Raw genomic sequence first — 19,619 nt, forward strand, 5'->3', positions numbered from 1 at the left:
TTGACCTGTTTTCATTTAATGTTTACAGTGAACTACATCGGTACTTAAAGTACCGAGCTTCTGGGAACATTGCAGACTTACTTTTTTGTCCGAGGACGCAAAAGCAGAGGTTACAACTCTTTGACCAAGGCTTGTCCCAAGCCCAAAGTTAAGATGTTTTTTGCAGCGTTAACATCGCGGTCATGGTGCACCCCGCAATGTGGACACGTCCATTCACGGACACCAAGTTCGTGTTTCCCATCATCATGCCCGCAATGGGAACAAATCTGTGAGGTCTTATATGGACTGACGACAATAAGCTGCTTATCGTACCAAGAACATTTATACTCAAGCATTCGGCGAATTTCTCCCCAAGCTTGGTTCGCAATCACCCGTGCCAATTTATGATTGCGAAGAAGGTTTTTGGTTTTCAGATCTTCAATGGCGATCAGATCATAGTTTTTCACTAGTTTTGTGGTGATCTGATGCAAATAATTCTGACGCTGGTTGGCCATTTTTTCATGGAGTTTCGCCACCATTAATCTGGCTTTTTGCACGTTTTTGAAGTCGGCGAGCTGTCTTGGCTGAAGAACCTGATTGTGTTTGTCCCAAGCCATAGCTTTTTGTGCGTGCAGACGACGCCGAGCCAGTCGTTTCTCCCACTCGTGCAGCTTTTTTGCCTGTTTTTTGTCAAAGCGAATACTGGGAATCTTTTGTTCATCCGAACCAATAAGTAAATCAGAGATTCCCAAATCAAGACCAATACGTGCGTTCGTCTTCGTGAAGGCTTGGTTTTCGTCTTCAACAAGAAGAATGGCGTAGTATTTTCCAGTAAACGATTGTCGAATAGTTACCGATTTAATGACCTTTGGAATGGGTTTCCCAGCTTTAAAGCGAAGCCTGCCTAACTTCGGCAATTGGATCGAGTGTGTTGCGACCTGTTTCATATTCTGATTGACGCATTTGCATTGATAGGATTTTTTGAAAGACTTCTTTGACTTAAACTTGGGAAATCCATGTTTTTGTTTAAAGAACTTTTTATAGGCTTCGACTAAATCATGATTGGTGGCTTGAAGGCTGGTACTTTCTGCATCTTTTAGCCAAGGATACTCTTTTTTCAACGCCGGAAGCAAATTATTTAAGGTATAGGCATTCAAAAAAGGAGTTTTTGGATTATTTTTATACCGTTCAATCAGCATATGGAGCATTTGATTCCAAACAAAACGGTTGTAGCCAAAATTACTTTGGATGAGTAGCTTCTGCTTTTTATTGGGGTAGATACGTACTTTAAGTCCTTTTAAGGGCATGCTTTCACCTCTTTTCATAGCTTAATTATAGCACATACGTTCGTGATATGACTATTATTGAAACAGCCTCCTAGCAAAAAGAGTGGCCTTGGACAATGATTAAACCTAACAAAAAGGAGACCAGTTTTGTATGCCTGATCGAACACAGCGCAGAGATGCCAACGAGATAAGCGCATCAATTTTGCAAACAACTGAATCCTTGTTCTCACAGCACGGTGTTGAGAATGTCAGCATGCATCAGATTGCCAAAGCCGCAAATGTGGGCCAAGGCACGATGTATCGACGCTACGCCAATAAAGGTGACCTTTGCATGGAGCTCCTGCATGAGCAGTTCAACCTGATGCAGGCAAAAACCGCCTCTTACTTAGAGAAATCAAAGTCAAAGCCTGCAAAAGAACGATTACAGACTTTGTTGAAAGAACATATCCATTTTCTGGAGACTCATGTTGCACTAATTGAAACCATTCACAACTTCACGTCCTGTATGGGGAAAAAGAAAACATTCTTTGAGTCGAAGCCGTATCTGTTTATGCACAAAACAATTGGTGAGCTGCTCGATGAAGCAATCAAGGCGAACGCAGCGAAACCGATCAATACAGATTTTACTGCTCACACTTTTATCGCAGCGGTTAATCCAAAAATCTATCTTTTTCTGCGCCAAAAGAATGGATACAGCGAAGCAGATATGATCGAAAACATCAAAAAGACATTAATTGATCCGCTATTTTCTTAACATGATCGCAACTAAATGTTGACAATAAGTGAAAAGTCGTTTATATTTTCATTGACCGATCAGTTAATGAAAATATAATTTGATGCCACCTTTACCTTGACGTCACCTACTCAACTTGGCTAACATTGACCATGAGGTGAATGAATCAATGAACGGATCTACAAGAAAAAAGAAATTAACCAGTCGGGATTTGCAAGCTATTGAACGCAAAAAGCAGCTGCTTGACTCTGCGCGGAATTTATTTGCTGAAAAAGGCTTCCACAATACCTCGACAAAAGAAATTAACCGGGCGATCGGCATGGCAGACGGACTCATGTACTATTATTTTCCAGAGGGGAAACAGCAGATTCTTGACGCAGTCATTCAGGAAACAACTGAAAGCAAAGCGGAATTTATTAGTCAGGTCTTACAGAACGTGAATCGTGACGATTCGGTTCGTGACATGCTTGTTGGAATATTACGCTCTATGTGGACTCTAATCACTACCGACAGCAACCGAAAAGCACTATTAATCATGTTTCACGAGCAACCGCTGCTGAAAAAAGAACAGACCTCATGGATCATTGATACCTTTCATTCAGTCATTGAGCAAATTGCTGAACTGCTTGAAGAACGTGTGCAGCGCGGAGAGCTTCGTCCGCTCAACTGCCGGCTGATGGCCCGCCAACTGTGTGCTCTCTTTCAGAGCTACCTTTTTGAGCGTGTGTTTATTTTGGGTGAGCATGAATTAAGTGAGGATTCCAAGCGCTACTTTCTGGCGAACATCGACTTTCTGCTTGAATGCTGGAAATGAATAAAACAATCTCCAGTATTAAATTGCATTTTTATTCACTGATTGGTCAGTGAATATATAGGAGGCTTCATATGCTACGTATTTTTATTCAGAAATCATTTTGGCTGTATCTTGTCATCGTCGTTTTGGTTCTCTCAATCTTTTCCTTCGCTCAATTTGGTCCATCGAGCACATCAAAAATTAAAGGATTAAAAGTCGCCCTAGTAAATGAAGATCAGGGACCAAACGGAAAAGTCATTAAGGAAAAACTGCAAGACGCATTCGACAAATCGGACGCACCGATAAAGTGGGTTTCTCGCAGCAGTCTCCATTCAGCAAAAAAAGGAATGGAGAACAAAGATTATTATGCGGCAGTCATTATTCCCAAAAATTTCACGGAACAGTTGTTGACTCTTCAGACCGCAAAACCAGAAACGGCAAAGCTTGAATTATGGGTGAACCAAGGCATGAATGCCCAAGCCGCGACTGCTATTCAAACGATTTTCGCCAAAGTATCCAATCGAATATCGGCAGCCTTTAGTGATCAAACACTTCAGGCCGCAGAAGCACATCTTTTGAAGCTGAGTCCTGCCCAAGCGAACGTGCTGGCTCAGCCAATGACCACTGAGACGCATTTGATAAATAAGGTTGGCACGCATAGCGCAGGCGGTAATGCTCCGGTACTTCTGACAATGCTCGTTTGGCTCGGCGGGCTCACCAGCTCGCTGCTTATGTGGCGCACATTCAAGAAAATGGGCAATGACTCGCTGTCACTGCGCCTCACCATTAGTCAGACGCTGGCAGGTCTTGTCCTCGCCTTCGCTCAAGCGCTCACATTGCTCACTGTGGTCAGCGGCATGATGAATCTTCATGTGCCTGACACATCGAACCTGATTTGGGCACTCACATTCAGTGCATTCGTTTATTACTTGATCCAGACGGCAGTCCTTAACTGGCTCGGATTTAAAGGGTGGCCAATTGTTATTCTGATCTGGTTCTTCGGATCACCGCTGCTCCCTTACCCACCAGAAATGCTGAACCATTTCTTCCGCTACTGGATTCACAGCTGGGTGCCGGTACGCTTTGATATGGAGACGATCAAAGATGTGCTCTACTTCGGCGCAAAAGCAGATCTATGGACAATGGCTTCAATTCTCGGGTATATCGGAATCGGCGCACTTATCCTCGTGCTCGGTGCCGGATGGTGGCAAGGACGTAAGAAACTCAAATCGGTATAAAGTTAATAAATAAGATGAGGCCGTCCAAAAGGGATGGCCTCATCTTTGTTTTGTGCTACATAAGTTAAAGTTATATAGAGGTTAAAATTACGATGCAAGCAATTTACTTGAGAGCGTGCATGACTTATTCAAAGATCTCCTTTCTCTAGTTTTTTGTTTAATAGCATATAATCATCCTTGTCAAAAGATATTGTTACTCTGTCTAAACGATTCCCGCCCGGATACAAATATAATAGTTCACTGTATTTTATTCCTAAAGGAATTGTCTGATGGATGAGATTTAAAATTTTTACACATTCTAAATCTACGCCTTCTTTCAAATGATTTTTAACATGAATAACGACTACGTCTTCAATATTTTCAAATCTTGGCTTTCGCGGAGAAATATTTCGAGCTTTACAAAGCCTTTTTAATAAGTGTTGATAACTATCATTTTTTTCCAAAAGATCTTCCCACAATCTATTGTATTATACAGAATAATAAAAAAATAGAGGCTGGGAAAAGTATATGAGAAATGATATCTTCGCTGGGCAACGATCCGGAAATTTCCAAAGTTATTTTAATGACTCTAATCGTGGTTCAATAGCAGTTCTAGATGAGGAGCTTGGTTCACGGATTTATAATGACGAAAGAATATAATATTCTCGGACAACACCATGCCAGGGAATTTTTCTAACGCAATACTTCGAATGGGAAAATATATTGTATAATGAGGACAAGGCAATAGATCGGCTTGAAGGGCGGCGTGTCACACCCTGTTACTCGTAGTGTCTCCCGTAGACGACAGAGAACGGAAGGAGGCGCTTTTATCCTTGTCTGCTGTTATGGCTGTGATTGGCATCATTGGGCTGCTCTTTATGAGTATGAACTTTGTGCTGAATTTACTTGACCATATCACAAGGGATAAAAAATAACCGCTCTGAGCCGACACTCATTGTAGCGGTTATCCTTGTGATAGCTTTACACTTGTGATGTGCTGCTCTTAAAGCAGCTTCTAAAGCCTAGGCAGTTACCTGTGCGACAACACAGGTAACTGCCGTTTTTATTATATACACAAGGCAATGTAATTAACCTTATGTATTGCAATTAATCTCGCTTTAACTGACTTCATTATACAGTATATCCTTGAAAATGTTAAGAACAAAAAGCCGCACTATACCTGGTTCTCGGCTCATTGCCGCTAAATACGATCTTTCTGTATTTATTAATTGGCAAATTTTTGTCATCAAGCCATGGATTCCGCTCTGGCCTGATTTGCAGAGATTCTGCGGCACGTTCAAATGCTTTAATTAATTTTTCTGCCGCTTCATTGTTTACATTGGCGAGGAATCGCGTATGTGAAACAAGCATTTCCAGTGCCTGCTCGGAAATAACAATCGAATACCGCCTACTGCTGTTTCCCATTGCGAACCTCATCAGCTGCCTGGCGCATCAGTGAAACCGTCTGGTCTATGGAATACCCCGATTTACCGTTTAACCGTTCCTCTTCCGCAGCAATGAGATGTTCTCTCAAACGCAGCATCTGTTCACGTCTTGAAAATGCGTCAATGTCCATGACCACAAGATCGCCCTCACCATTTTTCGTTAAATAAACTGGCTCGCCGCTTTCCCGGCACAATTCAGCAATTTCATTGTAATTATTTCGTATTGCAGCCGATGGCTTTATGTTCATTGGATCTGCCTCCGTAGCATAATTATAGATATATTATACCATAATATATCTATAAAAATTTTCATTTTAAAAGAAGCTTGATTAAGTTAAAAAGTGCATTTACTTGGCACTGATCCGCTTTCGTACATAGATCTCTAATATTCGTACAACAAAAATCAGTCTCGCATTATTCTGCGGGACTGATTTTCGCTAATTCGTTATGATCCACCATTATTTTAAAAGAGCAACAATCTGTTCGATTGCCTGTTTTGCTTCAGGCAATGGGAAGAGCGGCCATATATGGATCATGGACGGATATTCATAATAGTTAATACGTATGTCCTGCGTGTCGAGCATCCGCTTGAGTCTGCGGGCATCAGGATTGAGCAGATCATGGGTCCCGGTAAACAGGCTGATTTTGCCAAGTCCTTCAAAACTGCCATATATGGGACTGATCAGTTCATCTTTCGGATCTTTATCTGCCGCATACCACTTCCCTATTTGCCTAAGCGAAGGAGCCGCCAGCACCGGATCAAGCTGCTCCGCGGCACCGATCTCCGGATTGCTCATTGACATATCCAATGTAGGAGAGAGGACAACGATATTTCCCGGCTGCGGCAACCCAATATCCTTTAACTGCTGAGCAAGTACCAAGCTCATACCGCCACCTGCGGAGTCACCCATAATCACGAGATCCTGAGACTCAGTCTCCGAATCAATTTGAACATAAAGCGGAGCAATGAGATCAAAAACGTCTTGATAATGGTGCTCCGGTGCCAAAGGATAAATCGGAACCGTGATCGTGCACTGCAAGGCTTCGACCAGCTTGCTTAAAAACACCCAGTGCATCGACTTAATTTCGTATACATAGCCGCCCCCATGCAAATAGAAAATATGTTTTTGTCCCGACCCTTTTTTTGGTTTCATGACATAATAACAATAGCCGTCACTATCTTTTCGTTCAATGGTACATGCTTTATATACCTTTTTGGGAGGGTTAGAATTCTCAGCTAACCGTTTTTTTCGAATGGTTTTCTTTAAGTCATCGTTCGTTAATTGCCAATCCTTTTTTATTTGCACGATTCTGAGCAATGCTTTAACCAGCTTGCTTCGCATACTTTCTTTGTTCTTCTCCAATAAACCTCCCCCTTTTATATGATCATTTGATCCGTCACGCGTGATTATTCCGCTAACTCTAGAATTCTTTTTTTACGATCGATATTTTCCACGCGATTACGTTGAACCGTCACGGCTAGTACAGATACGACCAGCGTTACCACCACGTTCACAAACAGAGCTTGCACATCATGCTGAAGACCCGTTCCTCCATACACGAAAAGGTAATAGGCGTTCGCCACATAGGCTGCCGGATATAAGAAGCTGATTTTATAATAAAACGGTGCGAGTACTGCCTTTGGAATAATTGCTCCGGAAGTCATCAGCTGCATCGGAGTCCCCAGAACATTGATCGCGTTTCCCGCAAACCCGAGCACATACAGGAACATTTGCGACAGATTCATGAATGAGAAATAGCTTAATATTTGGAACAGAAACACACCAAATCCATTCACATGCAGGTGAAAATCGAAAATCTGCAAAGCAAGCATTACGAGCGCCGCCAAGACAACTGAAGCTGCTAAATTAATGCCCACATGAGCCAAATAGACGCGCCACTTATTATATTTTTTGCGTAGTTTAGTGACAGCTGCATAAATGTTCATCTGCATCACCATCGCACCTACATAGGATACAAGCACAATGCATAGCGGAAGAACAGAGGCAGGAAAGCCTTTAACATTGTTTGATTTCGTCACTTTTGACGTGACCGTATTCAGATTCAGCGACTGAATCGCTTTATCGAATACGGTTGTTACTTGCTGTGCTGCTTGAGGCTGTGGGAGTCCCTGTTTGATCGCAGCGGTTGCTTTTTCACTCACCGCTTGCTGCTTTAACGCATACATTTTCTGGTTCATTGACTGAGTGATCTTATTCGACGCTTGATTCATGATCTGCTTTGCCAGGCTCGAATTCGCTTGATTGATATAATAGTGCAGTTCTGCTCGTTTGTTGCTTGATATCTGCTTCGTAAAGTTGTTAGGAACAACCATGATCATGTCGACTTTATGTTTATTCATTACCGATTTTGCATGATTCAGTGATTGATACACATGGACCTTAAAAGGTATTTTATTCTTTAATGTGACTACCTCTTTTTGACTCATTTTCAAATCCTGATTCACTAAAGCGACATGGAGTTGATCGGAGCGATCCTCTATATTCTGATATACCGTCATCCAAACACCGAAAAAACAAATTAAAAATAACAGTCCTGCAGCGAGTCCTATTTTTGTTTCTTTAATCTTGAAGAAATCTCTAACTACATTCATCTAAACGTCTCCAAAGCAAGTACTTGCTTACATATATTTTAAAAAATTTTACTGAGCTTTAAGAGCCTCAGCAAAAAAGATAATACTCTCTTTAAAAAAAGTTTCTTTTGGAATCTTTAATTCCGTATCCTTAAACCGTGTTTGGGTAAGAAAATAGCCAAAATTAAGCCAAATGAAATTCATCGCCTGAATTTCGATGTTAATCTTTTCTGCAAGTTTTCCACGTTTTTTCATCTCGGATAAGTAGTTAATAATAATCGTTTTTAATTTGATTGGAATTTGCGCAACCTCTTCATTGATCTCAGGAAAATCTACGGTTTCTCTGATACCAATCAAAATCAATGCTTCATATTTGGTAACGAAGCTGTGATACAGTTTTGCAATGGTGAGTAAATCACTTTCCAAATCCCAAGCCATATCATGTTCAATGATCGGTAATAATTGCATTCTGCTTGAAAAAGTTTGAACCGCTGCTTTTATGATGCCTTTTTTATTTCCAAAATGGCGAAAAATCGTCACTTCATTGACATTAGCCTTTTCTGAAATGGCGCGTGTGGTCGTCCCTTTATATCCTTTTTCTTGGACCAATTCAAGAAATGCCGCAATGATTTTTTCAGCTGTTTGATTTGCATCGACCATTTTTTATCATTCCCACAATGTAAGTGATTGCTTGCATTGATATCATACGGCAAACTGATTTATTTTGCAACGCCTATATTAGAAAAAAATTTCTAAGAAAAACCGAGCAAAAAGCGCCCGGTCTTTAATCTCCAGCCGTGTGTGATTGGTTTGTGTCTTTACAGTGTTGAATCATCGCTTCGGTTGCTCGCATCAACAGAGCACGACCGCGGGCGCACCGCGAGCCTCCTCAGACAAGCAGAAATCTGCGGGGTCTCGCTGGCACGCTGATCCCGCAGGCGTCTCGCACCTCCGCTTTGATTCTCGGTCAAGACACTGGTTTATTCGTTTAAATATGGGGTAAAATCTTATACTTTCTTTACTTGTAAGAAAAACCGGACAAAAAGCGCCCGGTCCTTAAATCATGCCGGATTTTGATTACGCTCCGGTTGCTCGCATCAACTGAGCGCGACCGCGGGCAGTCCGGGAGCCTCCTCAAGCAAACTAATACCTGCGGGGTCTCCCCTGGCCTGCGATCAACAGAACCGCTCCGCAGGAGTCTCGCACCTGCGCGTTTGGCTCACAACCTTTGGCTTTGGCAAAAATCATATACTTTCTTTCCTTGTCAAAAAAACCGGGCAGACAGCGCCCGGTCCTTACTTCCGCAGAATGCGGTGGCTTTCGCGTTGCATACAGGACGTATACGTAGTTTGCGAAAATTTTTTTACATACGAAAGCTCCCTTGTTCCAAATGCGGTTTTTAATCATCAGCTTTGTACTTGAACTGACAGTTCTATTTTATAAAGCATCTTGATCCTTAATTAAGTATCGAGTAAAATAAGCGGAATTTTTCCGGTTATATGCAGCATGGCGCTTGTTTCGTGGGTACATAAGAGTAATTTTTCCGCTTATGCAAAGAAAAGCCCTCCATTTTCACGGTTTTCGATTTGATAAGCGGAATTTCTCCGTCTATTTATCAGATTAGATGCCTACCTAATCGCTCAACCGATCAGAGCGGATTGGGAATTAGCCTCTTATGACCATATCTTCATACTAGCAAGGCAGAAATCGTATATTTTCTAAAAGAGAAGTCCTTCATGCAGAAATGGCCATCTTTTCTAAGGAAAGAGACGAATGGCTACTGCATTAAAAATTTTCCCTTCACTTCGCCAACATTCTGAATGGTAATAAATGATGAAGAATCGGCTTGATGGATGAGTGCCGCCAGTTGCGGAAGCTCATCGCGTGTAATCACGGTATAGATGATCTGTTTTTTATTATCGGTGTAGCCGCCTCTTGCTTCGGTATAGGTCAGACCGTGTTTCGTATGCTGTAGAACAAGACTCCTGACTGTATCCAGCCTCTCACCGTCAATCACTATAGTCAGCTGAATTTTGAATTTACTGGTGTAAATCGTGTCAACAACCTTGGCATTCGTGTATAAGCTGATCAATGTATACAGCGACTTTTCCACTCCGAACAGAATCCCGGCAATGACCGTGATCATCACGTTAAAACTCAGGCTGATCCGTCCAAATGAAAAATTGGTTTTGCGGAGCAGGACCAGCGAGATCACATCAAGCCCGCCTGTTGACGCACCCGAACGAAGTGTCAGCGCAACACCGGACGCACAAAAAATGCCACCGAAGATTGCATTCAAAAGTATATTTGAAGAAAAATCAACATTCGGAATAAAATGCAACGCCGCAGAGCATGAGAGAACACTTAAGACCGTGTAACTAACAAATATTCTTCCAAGTACAAACCAACCTAAGACGAGAACAGGAATATTAAATAAAAGATACAGCACACCGACCATATTTGAAACCGTTAGTGCCGGAAATGCGTGGTGCCCGACGGTTGCGATGAGCTGAGACAAACCGCCGAATCCGCTCGAATAAACATTCGCCGGAATGAGAAACCAATTAATGCCGATGCCGTACAGAATCGAGCCGATAATTATGATCGTAATCGTAAAAAAAGAAGATTTAATTGTACTCGCCTTCCCTTAAGTTTTAAATATAATCCAAATCATGAGCGATCGGTGTCTGAAGCATTCTTTTGATTTCCGATAGATCAGTGGTTTGCGAGAGAATCCACATCAGCTTCGCAACGATCGCTTCTGTATTCATATCACCGGCTGTGATCCCGCCAGCCTCTTCCACCCGTTTTCCAACCTCATAAAGGTCCATGTTCTGACCTTCTTCAAGACATTGGGTCGTAATAACCACAGGGATTCCCTTCTGCACCAAATTTCTGACCCCGGCAACCAGATCTCTTTTTTCGAAGGGCAGACCGCCATTTCCAAAACTTTCAATAATCAGGCCCTTTGTATGACTCTTAAGAAAGTCGAAAAAGACAGGAGAGAGTCCCGGAAAAATTTTCAGCAAAAAGACATCCGGACAGATATCGATTTTTCGGGAAAATGAATCTGTATCGTTTTTTGGCTTGAACTGAATACGAATCTTTGCATCGTCAATCGAAGCAACATAAGGATAATTTATACTTTCAAATGCGTCGTAGCTTTTTGTTCTCATTTTAATTGCTCGCGTCCCAAGAATCGCCTTTCCATCAAAAATAATGAATACACCGGAAAGATCTGCCTTTTGCGCAAACGTCAGTGCGTCCTTAATATTTTTCTTGGCATCGGTACGCTTAAAACTGACCGGAACCTGCGAACCGGTAATGACAACTGTTTTTTTCAGACCATGGAGCAGATACGACAATGCTGCCGCCGTATAGGCCATGGTATCCGTCCCATGTGTGATAATAAAACTGTCATAGCGGTGCTGTTGTTCATCAATGGTTTTAGCCAAAGTGAGCCAGTCCTCCGGCTGCATATTGGTACTGTCCTTATTCATTAACACGCGAAAATCAACGGATACATCCGAATTGTGCTCAAAATAGCCGGCCAATTGATCAATGGTCATGCCCGGTGCCAAACCATCCTGATGAGGCGTTGAGGCAATCGTTCCCCCTGTAGCAAGAACCAAAATTTTTTTCATTAATAATTCCTCGTCTTGTGTATTTTATACGATCATTATAACTTTTTTTCTATATTTTTCAACAAAATGTTTACTATACGTGTATCTAGAGGTAAACTGGCTACTGAGGGAGTGTTTGGATGCTTGATCAATTAATTACATTAAGAAAGAAAAAAAAATTAACGATCCAGAACATGGCCGATATTCTCGGGATCGCTAAAAGTACATACGCCAGCTATGAAACCGGCTACCGTCAGCCGCCGATTGACGCGTTGATCAAAATTGCTGATTTTTTTAAGACTTCTCTAGATACATTAGTTGATCGGCCTTATAAACCAAACATTCAGCTCGATCAACCCCAAGAAGCGAACTGCCGCTTAATTATTGATGGGGAAGCACTCACAGAAGAGGAACAAAAAGAAATCGTCGCATTTATTAAAGTGAGGCGTAACCTTGATTAGTCTCTTTCTTCAAAAGACCAGTTCCCATTTTTCCTCCGTAATCACATGATTCGTCCATGTTTTATTCGGGTGAGCCCGAGCAGCTTGCGATTCGATTTCTAACCTCTTTTCGCCTATCAAACTTTTATTCACCGTTAAGTTCTTCCAATCTTGGAATCTGCCGCAACTTCTTATTTAATATCCAAATCAGCGATGTGACCAGAACAGCCCCTCCCTGAAAGAGAAACAGAGGCGTACTGCCAAGCCAAGCCGTGATTGTGCCGCCGAACAATGCTCCAAGCGGCATTGCGGCCGCAATCAGCGTTTCGATAACCGCAGACACACGTCCGATCATGTCCTGAGGCGGCATCACTTGAAAAAAGGTACTGAACAGGATATTCGTTGCCCCGACCGGGAAATTAGCCAAAACAATAAAAACGCAGCAAAGCATAAAGAAACGATCCGCTGCCCACGCAGCCAGCAGCCACATGATACCGGACCCGGCATAACCGAAAATCAGTGCTATGCCCATCGTCATTTTTCGAGATAAAAAGGATGAGGTCAGCGTTCCAAGCAAAAATCCCAATGTGTAACAGGTGAGCAGAATTCCATATTTCCCCGGGCCGCCTAGCTGATTTGCGAACGACGGCAGGGCCGCGAGTACGGCACTTAAGAAAAAGTTTATACCCAAAAGCGGCAGCAACAGGCTGAGATTCAAAGGTTGCATTACAAAGCGAAACCCAGCAGCCAAATCCGCCCGGTAAGACGAAAAATTAAATGAAGGCTGTGCTATTTGATTCGACACCTTTAAACGTATGGTCGCAAAAAATGCTGCCGCAATAAAGAAAGTAAACGTGTCAATAAGATACAGATTCACCGCGCCAGTGAACAAAATCAGAAAGCCGCCGCACATACTGAAGATCAGATCCGTTCCCTGATAGGAAAAGCTCATCACACTATTTGCCGCAACCAGTTGCTCTTTCTTCACCAATCTTGGAATCAGCGCACCTTCGGCAGGATAAGGAAATAAATCAATTAAAGCGATCAAGGGCATGATGATCAGCACACCGGTAACCGTAAGTAAATGAGTCATGTATAGAATGGGGACAAGCAAAAGAAGCATCCCTTGAAAAAGCGAAGGAATGACGAGCACTTTTTTCAGATTCATCCGATCCACAATCGGACCAACTAAAAAGGAGAGACATTCCGGGAGGAGCGTCAAAAAGCCGGCAAGCCCCGAGTAGAAAGCGGAGCCGCCCAAATTATAGGCAAGCCACATCGCAGCGATATAATAGAGACTATCACCGATATTGGAGATTAATCGTCCAAAAAAGAGTGAAACAAAATTTTTATTTTTTATCAGGTCGTTCATGATCCATCCTCCGCATCGCTCGTGTTTTTGCGATTGCGGCATGTTGGTGAACCCACCCGCCTGATTTGGCCCTGATCTTCAAAAGTGAACATTGATCATGCTTTATCCCGCAATCGCTGCTTAAAAAAGGGCGCAAATCTCCCGTTTTTAGCAGCAATCAATGTGCGCACACAGGATAAAGTCAGCTTCATAAACCTTTCTCACCTCCAAATTTCAATTATTTTCATCATACCGCGCATGAATCATACAGACAAGGCTAGAGTTTAAGTAAACGTTGGTTTAAACTGTACTCTTCGCTTTAATTATATCTATAAGCGGAAGATACCATTCATAACTTTGGCTCTTCACTAAATATATTGGATTAGTGCTCTGCTCTCATTTATTTTTTCTAAATTCCATTCATATTCCAAAGAAATCAAATCAATAATTGCACCTAATAAATTGATTAACAACTACTCGAGCAACGAAAATCAACTGCTCCTAATAAAAACAAGTCGTACACTTGCTCATTTTTCCAATAAAAAATTGAAAATGAAGAATGAGCAGTACGACTTATAAACAAATTGATTTTGTGTCGTAATTATGACAAACAATAAATAAGTTTTCCTTAGTAAACTTCAGAAAGATCCATAGTGCAGTCGAATTATTTATTTTCCAAAGACATACCCTCTTGTTTGGTATTACTTGAAAATTTATTTACACATTTAGATATAACATAGTATAAAATTGCTGACAGTGCAATGGTTGGAAAGGTCACACCAATTGTTGATGAGAATAGTCCGATTCGATTTCCTATCAAATAAAATCCAATACAGATACCCCAAGAAAATACAGATGCGAGATTGAATCCATGAAAATACCAGTATTTTCCACCTTTTTTATCAAGCTCCTCTACACAATAGTCTATCTTCTTTAGTAAAAAGAAATCAACAATCATAATTCCGAAAATAGGGCCAAAAACCATATTGATATAATTGAGCAGCGTTTCAAAAGCGCCAAGGAAATTGCCAAAATATAGGGGTACAACAGTAAGTATTCCAGCCAAGATTGTAGAAATAAACAATGCTGGTATGGATTTAAACTTTTTATTCAAGTTAGTTATGGATATACCCGCACCCATTAAATCAATGGCATTTGCTGTTGTACTTGTAAATATTATAATTAGAAATGCAATGACACCAAGTCCTAACTTACTTGCAATGGTACTCGGATCTGAATTATTCGGATCATACACACCTGTGGACAAAGCTGTTCCGATGGTTGAAACCAGTCCGACAAAAACAAACCAGAACAATCCTATATTTGCGCCAACCAGTGGTGCAATTGTGGCATCCACCTTTCTTTTTGTATAGCGTGTAAAGTCAGCAATGACTGGAATCCAGCCAAGACTGAATGCAGCCATGGTGTCCATTGCCGTTCCTATTGGCATATGTGATGTTTCTTTAGGCTGCCAATGTATGATTTGTTCTAGTGAAACTTGACTGAGTACCGCAACCATCTCCCATACACCAAGAATTAAGATAAGAACCATACCAATTCTTTCTACAAATTTTACAGACTTGTGACCCATCATTATGGATAAGAAATGTAAAATAGTCATAATGACTATTCCAATAAGCATTGTTTTATTACCACCGGATGCTCCATATGGTGGAGCCTGGATTAGTTCACTCAGAATAAAGCTAATGGAAATTGCAGCCAAAAATGTATTTATTGCTGTCCAACCAATGTACTGTAAGGCATTAAAAATAGATAAAATATAGCTTCCTCTTATCCCAAGAGATGGGCGTACCAATGACATTGTTGAAGTTCCGATTTTATAACCCATAAACCCAATAATCGCCATTAATAAATATGCAATCGGATTGGAAACAAGAGTAACAATAAGTGCACCGCCGAATCCTGCAGCGCCAACTACCCCTCCAACATACCAAGTCCCATTGTTAGCATTGGCACCCGTCCAAGTAGCCAGCATGTCAAAAAAATTCATTGTACGACGATTCTTTGGAACAGGGTCAAGTGCTGAATATTCAATAATCTTTTTATCGCTCATATTGTGACCTCCTCCATACCATTGATCTTCAGCATTTTGTGCTGTTGCCTATGATAAATAATCTTCCCTTTATGCACAGACAAAATGACAGGACTAAGCATACGTACTGCATCAAATTCGTTTTCATCATCTATTACAATGAAACTTGCTGGTTTTCCTTCATCCAATCCATACTCGCTTTCAATACCCAGCGTCTTCGCACCATTATCTGTAATTAAATCCAAAGATTTAGCGATTTCTTCATGGCCCATCATTTGACAAACATGCAGTCCCATATCAAGAATTCTCATAATATTTCCAGAACCGGCAGGATACCAAGGATCCATGATCGAATCCTCTGCAAAACAGACGTTTAATCCACAATCATGCAGCTCCTTAACCCGAGTAATTCCTCTACGTTTTGGATAACTATCAAATCTTCCTTGAAGATGAATACTTTCAGTTGGGCAGGAAATAAAGTTAATATTCGATTTCTTCAGAAGTGAAAATAATTTATAGCAATAGGCATTATTATAGGAGTGCATTGCCGTTGTATGACTAGCTGTCACTCTTGATCCTAAACCATTTACATAGGCATTTGCAGCTAGTGTTTCTATAAAACGAGATTGTTCATCATCAATTTCATCACAATGGACATCAATTTTTTTATCATATTTTATGGCAAGATCAAAGATTTTTCGGAGAGACTTTAGTCCATATTCTCTAGTGATTTCATAATGTGGGATACCCCCAATTACATCTGCACCGTGTAGAATTGCTTCTTCAAGAAGCTTTTCTCCATCCGGGTATCCATAGATACCTTGTTGAGGAAATGCGACAATTTCAATCTTAATTATATCTTTGGCTTCTATTTGAACTTCTTTAATGGCTTCTAATGCCAATAAACTTTTATCACAAATATCAACATGTGTGCGCACAAATTGGATCCCATTTTTAATTAATAACCGTAATGCTTTCCATGCATTTTCCTTTATTTCTTTCTTCGTAAATGGTTTCAGCTTTTTACGATCTGCCCAAATTTGAATTGCTTCAAACAAACTTCCTGTTTCATTATTCCGAGGATACCCTGCCGTAAAAACATAATCTAAATGAATATGCGGTTCTACAAAAGGGGCGGTAACAAGTTTTCCGCCAAGATCAACAATTTCACTATGATTATTAATCACTTTGTTGCTGCCAGCTGTATAAATTTTTGAAAAAATGCCATTTTCAATTTCAATGTCCCATAAACCGTTCTTTTTCCTTAAACGACAGTTTTTAATAATCATTTTTTCAACTCCTATCAAATTATTGTTTATTATTTTATAAATAGTCTAATATTTATAAAAATATTTTTCTTTAGTATCATGTTACAATTTTTAACCCATTTCGTTATGAATGATGCATAGTATCCCCTATGCTTAAAATTGAACGTGTTATGATAACTAATATCACATAAATTTTTGAGCTAAGTCATTTAAATTAGGATAGGATACAAGGAGATGATAATGATTATGGTTACTGTGAAGGATATTATGCGCATTGAAGCATTTAATAAAATTGATTTTCTTGCGGGGAAAAGTGGATTAAATCGACAGGTCCGATGGCCCTATATATGTCAAAATCTTGATGTAGAAAAATGGGTTCAAGGATCTGAGATTCTATTTATGACCGGTGTAGGTATGAAGATGAATGAAAATAGTCTAAAACAATTTATCTATAAATGCTATATTAGTAACATTTCCGGAATAATTATTCTTCCAAGTCCAGATTACATTCCAGTAATACCAAATTCAGTAATTGCAGCTTGCAATAAGTTTGCTATTCCGCTGTTCTCCATGCCGTGGGATATCCCAATGATTCACGTCACAAAAAGCATTTCCGATTATCTCTACGCAAATAATAAAGATAACAAAATTGATCGCGGTTTATTTGAAAAAATGATTAAAGAGCTAAATAAGAAAGATAGAACTATTGGGGAAATAATTAGTGAAATCCATTTACCTAAATTCGATCATTATGTTTTGATTATTATTAATGGCCGTTCAAAAAATGAACAGACACATAGTTATGCAAAGTTCATTTCAGAAAATTTCTTAAGAACCGGTTTATTCGCAATTAGTGGCTGTTTAATTTATTTTCTGGCAGAACTAGATACAAATATTGATCATACATTTTTCTTAAATATCATTCGTTATTTTCGTGTTAAAACTCACAATAATTCAACCATATTTATTGGTTATAGTAATAAATTATCCTTAAAATCCTCCCTAAACCAGTCTGTTATGGAAGCAAAGTGTGCCCTATGGGCAGGACAATTAAACAATCAAACGATTTGTTCATATCGTAATAGCGGTATCATTAAACTTTTCGCACAATGTAGATTGGACTCTTTAAATGAGTATTTCTCAAATATTTTAGAACCTATTATTTTATATGATCAAAAACATCAAACAGCATTGTTGGAAACAATAGAATGCTTTTTAAAATCAAATTGCAATTATAAAAGTGCGTCTGAGCTGCTATTTATTCATCGAAACACATTGACCTATCGGATCGAAAAAATAGAGGAATTACTGAATTGTAATTTTAAAGACCCTCAGGATATTTATAATTTGACTACAGCTCTACTCACCAGACAATTTTATTCTAATAGACTTGATACACAGTGACATCAATAATTTAACTTATTTTCGTTTTTTATGCATATTCTCCAACCTCACATGGTTTAAACAAAAACGCGAAGGAACCTAAGCTCCTTCACGTTTTTTATTCTTATATTGGCAGCGTCACCGGCTGCAAGAATCAGAGATATTTTTCTGCATAGGCTAGAAGTTGATGAATTTCTTCCTTGGCAGCTTTCGTGAGTACCTTGTTGTCATTGAGCATCTGCTCGCCGCGGGCTTTAATAAAGCGCAGATAATCTTTATTTCTTGTTTTCGCGTAGCCTTTTTTGGCTTGGTGCATATCAAGAAAATCTCCTGCAGCTTGTTTGGCCAGCATGTATCGTCCGATCAGTAAGGCGACCGCAAGCGATAAGGCGACCAAGGTCCCCCACCCGTCAGTGATTGTGTAGAGCAGGATACCGATCACCATTAGGATCGTCACCCACTTTGAAGAACTGTACACATAGCCTTCAGGTCTATTGTTTGGATGTAGAAATGCTTTCAAGCTGTTAAACATCGAAATCCCTCCTAGCCGATTTACAAAAAAGTTATGAATGAATCATGCACAAGTGACGCGCAACCGTATCAGCCATCTTACAGTCCGAAGATACCAGCCCAGTATCCGAGAATACCGATTGCAAACATACCGAAGATGATCCAGATCGCATTGACTTTGTGCTTGAGCAGCCACATGCAGCCGAAAGTCATCAGTAAGGCAACAAGACCTGGAAGCAGTGAATCTAAAATCCCCTGCATGGTTGTGTCAACGACTTTCCCTGCTTGTTTGTACGATACAAGAACAAGCGGCATTTTAATGCTGGTCCATTTTGATACCAGTGATCCCATGACGAACAAACCAAGTACAGAAGCCATTTGCGTTAATTTCTTAAGACGGTTGCCGGCAACGTCTTGAACAATGTCCGTACCTTGAGTATAACCGACCTTAAATCCGTACCATCTCGTCAACATACGGATGATGTTAATTCCGAAGAAAAAGAGCAGCGGTCCGAGAATACTTCCGCTCATAGCAAGCGAAGCGCCAAGAGCTGCAAGGATCGGGCGCGCAGTTCCCCAAAAAATTGGATCACCGATACCGGCGAGCGGTCCCATCAAACCGATTTTTACGTTGGTAATTGCGGCTTCATCAATGTCGCCGCCTTCTGCCTTTTTTTGTTCCATAGCAGCGGTAACACCAAAGATTGCTGATGCCGGCCATGGCGTCGTGTTGAAGAATTCAAGGTGACGCTTCAACGCAGCGGCCTGATCTTCTTTTTTATGGTAAAAGCGTTTGATCGCCGGAATCATTGTCACCGCGACACCAATCGCTTGCATACGTTCGAAGTTGAAGGAACCTAGCATAAATGTGCTTCGAAAATAAGTACTGATGATATCTTTTTTCGTTAACGATTCTACTTTTTTCACTTCTGTCATTTTTTTCAC

General features: G+C 40.6%; 19 protein-coding genes. 5 read left to right on the forward strand and 14 right to left on the reverse strand.

The genetic code is table 11. The annotated features are described in order from the left end of the window. Nucleotides 1-110: 110 nt before the first annotated feature. Nucleotides 111-1,286 (reverse strand): transposase, encoded by a 1,176-nt coding sequence (locus tag AC1MBV_RS07455; protein WP_255748280.1) that lies wholly within the window; start codon nucleotides 1,284-1,286, stop codon nucleotides 111-113. Between the two features lie 130 nt (nucleotides 1,287-1,416). On the opposite strand from AC1MBV_RS07455, the gene AC1MBV_RS07460 reads away from it, so the two are divergent. The 3 genes from AC1MBV_RS07460 to AC1MBV_RS07470 all read left to right on the forward strand — a co-directional run bounded on the left by AC1MBV_RS07460 (nucleotide 1,417) and on the right by AC1MBV_RS07470 (nucleotide 4,029). Further along, nucleotides 1,417-2,019, forward strand: coding sequence for a TetR/AcrR family transcriptional regulator (locus AC1MBV_RS07460; RefSeq protein ID WP_255748279.1), 603 nt, complete (start codon nucleotides 1,417-1,419; stop codon nucleotides 2,017-2,019). A gap of 148 nt (nucleotides 2,020-2,167) precedes the next feature. Further along, nucleotides 2,168-2,812 (forward strand): TetR/AcrR family transcriptional regulator, encoded by a 645-nt coding sequence (locus AC1MBV_RS07465; RefSeq protein WP_480948007.1) that lies wholly within the window; start codon nucleotides 2,168-2,170, stop codon nucleotides 2,810-2,812. A 71-nt stretch (nucleotides 2,813-2,883) separates the two neighbouring features. Next, nucleotides 2,884-4,029 carry a YhgE/Pip domain-containing protein gene (locus AC1MBV_RS07470; protein WP_480948008.1) on the forward strand — a complete coding sequence of 382 codons (1,146 nt, stop codon included), beginning with the start codon at nucleotides 2,884-2,886 and terminating at the stop codon, nucleotides 4,027-4,029. A 128-nt stretch (nucleotides 4,030-4,157) separates the two neighbouring features. Here AC1MBV_RS07470 and AC1MBV_RS07475 read toward each other — a convergent pair whose 3' ends face one another. From AC1MBV_RS07475 to AC1MBV_RS07510, 8 genes are all read right to left on the reverse strand, one after another. Next, nucleotides 4,158-4,472: a hypothetical protein gene (locus AC1MBV_RS07475; RefSeq protein WP_255748276.1), complete on the reverse strand. Its 315-nt coding sequence runs from the start codon at nucleotides 4,470-4,472 to the stop codon at nucleotides 4,158-4,160. Nucleotides 4,473-5,163: 691 nt separating this feature from the next. Beyond that, nucleotides 5,164-5,433: a type II toxin-antitoxin system RelE/ParE family toxin gene (locus AC1MBV_RS07480; protein WP_255748275.1), complete on the reverse strand. Its 270-nt coding sequence runs from the start codon at nucleotides 5,431-5,433 to the stop codon at nucleotides 5,164-5,166. Then, complete coding sequence (locus AC1MBV_RS07485) at nucleotides 5,417-5,701, reverse strand: type II toxin-antitoxin system Phd/YefM family antitoxin (protein ID WP_255748274.1); 285 nt, start codon at nucleotides 5,699-5,701, stop codon at nucleotides 5,417-5,419. The genes AC1MBV_RS07480 and AC1MBV_RS07485 overlap by 17 nt, the downstream gene beginning before the upstream one ends. 210 nt (nucleotides 5,702-5,911) lie before the next feature. Next, the gene (locus tag AC1MBV_RS07490; protein ID WP_255748273.1) at nucleotides 5,912-6,817 is read right to left on the reverse strand and encodes an alpha/beta hydrolase fold domain-containing protein; all 906 of its coding nucleotides are present in this window, start codon (nucleotides 6,815-6,817) and stop codon (nucleotides 5,912-5,914) included. Nucleotides 6,818-6,861: 44 nt separating this feature from the next. Further along, nucleotides 6,862-8,067, reverse strand: coding sequence for a YhgE/Pip domain-containing protein (locus AC1MBV_RS07495; RefSeq protein WP_480948009.1), 1,206 nt, complete (start codon nucleotides 8,065-8,067; stop codon nucleotides 6,862-6,864). A 48-nt stretch (nucleotides 8,068-8,115) separates the two neighbouring features. Beyond that, nucleotides 8,116-8,706 carry a TetR/AcrR family transcriptional regulator gene (locus tag AC1MBV_RS07500; RefSeq protein WP_255748271.1) on the reverse strand — a complete coding sequence of 197 codons (591 nt, stop codon included), beginning with the start codon at nucleotides 8,704-8,706 and terminating at the stop codon, nucleotides 8,116-8,118. Between the two features lie 1,117 nt (nucleotides 8,707-9,823). After that, nucleotides 9,824-10,678, reverse strand: a complete 855-nt coding sequence (locus tag AC1MBV_RS07505; RefSeq protein WP_480948274.1) for a YitT family protein — start codon at nucleotides 10,676-10,678, stop codon at nucleotides 9,824-9,826. Between the two features lie 22 nt (nucleotides 10,679-10,700). Then, entirely contained in the window at nucleotides 10,701-11,690 is a 990-nt protein-coding gene (locus AC1MBV_RS07510; protein ID WP_480948010.1) for an asparaginase, read from the reverse strand. Between the two features lie 119 nt (nucleotides 11,691-11,809). Here AC1MBV_RS07510 and AC1MBV_RS07515 point away from each other — a divergent pair, with 119 nt between their 5' ends. Then, nucleotides 11,810-12,130, forward strand: coding sequence for a helix-turn-helix domain-containing protein (locus AC1MBV_RS07515; RefSeq protein ID WP_480948011.1), 321 nt, complete (start codon nucleotides 11,810-11,812; stop codon nucleotides 12,128-12,130). Between the two features lie 124 nt (nucleotides 12,131-12,254). On the opposite strand, the gene AC1MBV_RS07520 is transcribed toward AC1MBV_RS07515, so the two are convergent. The 3 genes from AC1MBV_RS07520 to codA form a co-directional block, all read right to left on the reverse strand. Next, nucleotides 12,255-13,481: an MFS transporter gene (locus AC1MBV_RS07520; RefSeq protein WP_480948012.1), complete on the reverse strand. Its 1,227-nt coding sequence runs from the start codon at nucleotides 13,479-13,481 to the stop codon at nucleotides 12,255-12,257. A gap of 643 nt (nucleotides 13,482-14,124) precedes the next feature. Then, nucleotides 14,125-15,534 carry a cytosine permease gene (locus tag AC1MBV_RS07525; protein WP_093672151.1) on the reverse strand — a complete coding sequence of 470 codons (1,410 nt, stop codon included), beginning with the start codon at nucleotides 15,532-15,534 and terminating at the stop codon, nucleotides 14,125-14,127. Continuing rightward, nucleotides 15,531-16,802 (reverse strand): cytosine deaminase, encoded by a 1,272-nt coding sequence (gene codA, locus AC1MBV_RS07530; RefSeq protein WP_093672149.1) that lies wholly within the window; start codon nucleotides 16,800-16,802, stop codon nucleotides 15,531-15,533. Before codA ends, AC1MBV_RS07525 begins: the two co-directional genes overlap by 4 nt. Nucleotides 16,803-17,027: 225 nt before the next feature. Here codA and AC1MBV_RS07535 point away from each other — a divergent pair, with 225 nt between their 5' ends. Continuing rightward, nucleotides 17,028-18,185, forward strand: a complete 1,158-nt coding sequence (locus AC1MBV_RS07535; protein WP_177184721.1) for a PucR family transcriptional regulator — start codon at nucleotides 17,028-17,030, stop codon at nucleotides 18,183-18,185. A gap of 133 nt (nucleotides 18,186-18,318) precedes the next feature. On the opposite strand, the gene AC1MBV_RS07540 is transcribed toward AC1MBV_RS07535, so the two are convergent. Beyond that, the gene (locus AC1MBV_RS07540; RefSeq protein ID WP_093672145.1) at nucleotides 18,319-18,696 is read right to left on the reverse strand and encodes a hypothetical protein; all 378 of its coding nucleotides are present in this window, start codon (nucleotides 18,694-18,696) and stop codon (nucleotides 18,319-18,321) included. Between the two features lie 77 nt (nucleotides 18,697-18,773). Continuing rightward, nucleotides 18,774-19,610, reverse strand: a complete 837-nt coding sequence (locus AC1MBV_RS07545) for a PTS system mannose/fructose/sorbose family transporter subunit IID (protein ID WP_093672143.1) — start codon at nucleotides 19,608-19,610, stop codon at nucleotides 18,774-18,776. Nucleotides 19,611-19,619: the final 9 nt, after the last annotated feature.

The organism is Sporolactobacillus sp. PKPK-6 (assembly GCF_056678885.1).